The sequence below is a fragment of the Nocardia cerradoensis NBRC 101014 genome, assembly GCF_000308535.1.
Classification (GTDB): Bacteria; Actinomycetota; Actinomycetes; order Mycobacteriales; family Mycobacteriaceae; genus Nocardia; species Nocardia cerradoensis.
Genome location: NZ_BAFW01000028.1, coordinates 1 through 3,391, shown reverse-complemented (window position 1 = coordinate 3,391; position 3,391 = coordinate 1). Strand labels below are relative to the sequence as shown.

5 protein-coding genes are annotated in these 3,391 nt (G+C 66.6%); 4 read left to right on the top strand and 1 reads right to left on the bottom strand.

Annotated elements, in window-relative coordinates:
* The first annotated feature begins 5 nt into the window (after window positions 1-5).
* The gene (locus ON23_RS40045; RefSeq protein WP_505767193.1) at window positions 6-134 is read left to right on the top strand and encodes an MTB12 C-terminal domain-containing protein; all 129 of its coding nucleotides are present in this window, start codon (window positions 6-8) and stop codon (window positions 132-134) included.
* Window positions 135-190: 56 nt separating this feature from the next.
* On the opposite strand, the gene ON23_RS04045 is transcribed toward ON23_RS40045, so the two are convergent.
* Window positions 191-778, bottom strand: coding sequence for a DUF8817 family protein (locus ON23_RS04045; protein ID WP_051041961.1), 588 nt, complete (start codon window positions 776-778; stop codon window positions 191-193).
* A 52-nt stretch (window positions 779-830) separates the two neighbouring features.
* Between ON23_RS04045 and ON23_RS04040 the strand changes: the two genes are divergently transcribed.
* From ON23_RS04040 to ON23_RS04030, 3 genes are all read left to right on the top strand, one after another.
* Complete coding sequence (locus ON23_RS04040; protein ID WP_039776469.1) at window positions 831-1,409, top strand: PadR family transcriptional regulator; 579 nt, start codon at window positions 831-833, stop codon at window positions 1,407-1,409.
* Between the two features lie 36 nt (window positions 1,410-1,445).
* Window positions 1,446-2,387, top strand: a complete 942-nt coding sequence (locus ON23_RS04035) for an RluA family pseudouridine synthase (RefSeq protein WP_039776467.1) — start codon at window positions 1,446-1,448, stop codon at window positions 2,385-2,387.
* A 105-nt stretch (window positions 2,388-2,492) separates the two neighbouring features.
* Window positions 2,493-3,251, top strand: a complete 759-nt coding sequence (locus tag ON23_RS04030; protein ID WP_039776465.1) for a CPBP family intramembrane glutamic endopeptidase — start codon at window positions 2,493-2,495, stop codon at window positions 3,249-3,251.
* Window positions 3,252-3,391: the final 140 nt, after the last annotated feature.

Sequence of the window (3,391 nt, the reverse complement as noted above, 5' to 3'; positions counted from 1 at the left end):
TGCAGATCAACGTCCCCGGCTTCGATGCCATGTACATCGAGCTGAAGTGGAAGGACATCGACGGCACCTGGAAGCTGACCCGCGAATCCGAGTGCACGATCGCCTATTACGCGAACCTGCCCTGCACCGTCTAGGGCACGACCGGTCCCGGGCGCGCCCGCCGTCGCGCCCGGGACCGCCCGCGCGGGCGCTAGGGCAGCTCGCCCGACAGCTCCGCCCGCTCCCGCTGCGCACGCTCCAGATCCTCCGGCGTCGCGGTCGGCCCGTATCTGCGCAGGCCGACTTCCAGCACTCTCAGCGCCGCCGCGTCGTCGTTCTTGAAATCGCGCAGTATGCGCACATTGTCGAGCACCCGGGCGAGGCCTTCGAGCTCTGCGGACCCGCCGTACTCCAGCTCGCGCGGCTCGTCTCGTTGGATCACCAGCACGTGATTGCCCGCGGGATCCACCATCGTGAAGCGGGTCTGCCCGGGCTTGAACCGCGTGATTCGAGGCACCCCCTTGGCCGGCACCTTGCCGAGCCGCGCGCGCAGTGCGGCAGTGAATTCGCCGTGATAAGCACCGACGTCGTCGACGAGAATCAAACAGCTGAGTTCCGCGTCGACGCCGTCGGGCCTGGCGGTGAAGTGCAGTTCGTACCCGCCACGCGTGACCGCGCCGTACACGTAGGGGCGAGTCTGCTCATAGGTGACCTCGAAACCGAGGCCGCGGTAGAAGTCGAGCACTTCCGACAGCTCGGACTTACGGCTCCACAACAACGGCACCGCACTCTCGGGCATCCCACATCCCTCCCGGTATTCAAATTTGACTAGTGGAGGTTATCATCCGTTCGTGTCCACAGTGCGATTACTCGTCCTCGGCGTGATCCGGTTGCGGCAGCCGACGTACGGCTACGCGGTCCGGCGCGAATTGCTGTCCTGGCGCGCCGACACGTGGACGCATGTGAAGCCGGGCTCGATCTATCACGCCCTCAAACAGCTCACCCACGAGGGCAAACTGCGGGCGAGCGGAACCGAAGCCAGCAGCACCGGTCCCGGCCGCACCCTCTTCGAGATGACCGAGGCCGGTGACGCCGAGTTCCGCACCCTCCTGGACGCGGCGCTGGTCAGCATCGATATGGAGGAACTCGGCGCCGGTATCGCGTTCATGGACACCCTGCCGCGATCGCACGTCATCGGCCTGCTGCGACAGCAACGGCAACACAGTGCGCAGGTGCGAGACGAACTACTCGCCATGAAGGCCGACTACCCGCCCCGGTACGAAGCTCCGCATTCCGCCGATCTGCTCGAGCTGTGGAGCGGCACGTTCGACAACCTGTCTCGGTGGACGTCCGGCGTGCTGGAGCGACTCGAGGCCGGCCAGTATCGAATGGCAGACGACCGACCGGCTGCGCGGGACCGTGACCTCTGATCGGAGGCACTGCGGCGCTGTCGTTAGGGTCGTTGTGTGCGACGCCGGCAACAGCCGCCGCTGCCCAAGCGCCACGGACTCGATCCGGCGCGGCTGCGGTTACCCGAAGACGGAACCTGGGCGACGATTCGCGACCATCTGGTCCATCGGCTCCCCCGGGTCCCCGCCGCGCGCATCGACGAGATGCTCGCGGGCGGCGACATCGTCGACCTCGACGGTCCGATCGAGCCGGACGCGCCCTATGTCCCCGGGGGCGCGGTGTGGTTCCATCGCGATCTGCCCGACGAGACACCGGTCCCGTTCGAGGTCACCGTGGTGCATCGCGACGACCATCTGCTGGTCGTCGACAAACCGCACTTCCTGTCCACGATTCCGCGCGGACAGCACATCCTCGAGACCGCACTCGTCCGGTTGCGGCGCGATCTGGACCTCCCGGATCTGATTCCCGCGCACCGGCTGGACCGGACCACGGCCGGACTGATCCTGTTCGTGGTCGATCCGGCGCGGCGCGGGGCGTATCAGACCCTGTTCCACAAGCGCCGCGTGCACAAACAGTACGAGGCGATCGCGCCCTACGATCCCGAACTGACCCTGCCCCGCACGGTGCGCAGCCGAATCATCAAGGAGCGCACGATCCTTCGCGCCTTCGAGGTCGAGGGCGAACCCAACGCGGAAACGCTGATCGAACTGATCGACCACCGCGACGGCCTCGGCCGCTACCGGCTGAGCCCGCACACCGGCCGCACCCATCAACTGCGACTGCACATGAACGGGCTCGGAGTGCCGATTTTGGGAGACGACTTCTATCCCGAACTCACCGATCGCCCCGTGGACGATTTCACCCGGCCGCTGCAACTTCTGGCTGCCCGACTCGCCTTCACCGACCCGATCAGCGGGGCCGAGCGGGTGTTCGAGACCACACGGACCCTGCAGGCGTGGACCGATTACGCCGGCTGGAACGGCGAGCCGACCGGATAGCGCGAAGGGGCGCTCGCCCCGCGAGCCGCGGCGCCGGCGTCCGACGCGTCGATCGTGACCCGCCGAACACGGCGCGCCCGCCCGGATGAACGTAGACTGGCGGCGATGTCTCGAAACGATAACGGGGTTGCGCAGTCCTCGGCCCCGGTCGGCCCGGGGCGCCGGTTACACGCTTACCTCGACGTCGCCGTCGTGGTGGCGGTGCTCGCCGGTACGAATCTGATCGCGCATTTCACCTCGCAATGGGCGAATATCGCGACCGTTCCGGCGGCCGCGGTGATTCTCGTGCTGTTGATGCGGCGACGCGGGCTGGGCTGGGCGGAATTGGGACTTTCGCCACGGCAGTGGCGGCGCGGAACGCTCTATGCGCTCGGCGCGGTAGCGATTGTCGTGGGCGCGGTGGTGATCGGCGCACTGCTGCCGATTACGCGGCCGTTCTTTCTCGCGAATCGATATGCGACCCTGTCCGGGGCATTGATCGCCTCCATGATCGTCATTCCACTGCAGACGGTGATTCCGGAGGAACTCGCCTTCCGCGGCGTCCTGCACGGCGCACTGGATCGAGCGACCGGCGCACGCGGCGTATTCCTCGTCGGGTCACTGCTTTTCGGCTGCTGGCATATCGCCTCGTCACTCGGATTGACCAGCGGTAACCGCGGCTTGAGCACATTGCTCGGCGGTGGTGTCGGCGGGCAGATCGCCGGAATCGCACTGGCCGTCCTGGCCACCGCGGCCGCCGGTGTGATCTTCACCTGGTTGCGCCGGCGCAGCGGAAGTCTGCTCGCGCCGATCGCCCTGCACTGGTCGCTCAACGGCGCGGGGGCGCTCGCGGCGGCCATTGTCTGGCATACCGCGGTGCACTGAAATTCCGCTGTCGCAGCGTAATTCGGAATCGCCGGGCCGAACAGCCCATTTGCATAATCACCCGAACTGATGTTCGGTGAAAGCGTTGACCGCGCCGATGGTCGGCGATTACTCTCTCACTTCGATCACACATATGTTCG

Excerpts from the sequence above, each read along its gene's own strand:
- ON23_RS04045 (WP_051041961.1), bottom strand. The coding sequence starts at position 778 with ATGCCCGAGAGTGCGGTGCCGTTGTTGTGGAGCCGTAAGTCCGAGCTG.
- ON23_RS04030 (WP_039776465.1), top strand. The coding sequence starts at position 2,493 with ATGTCTCGAAACGATAACGGGGTTGCGCAGTCCTCGGCCCCGGTCGGC.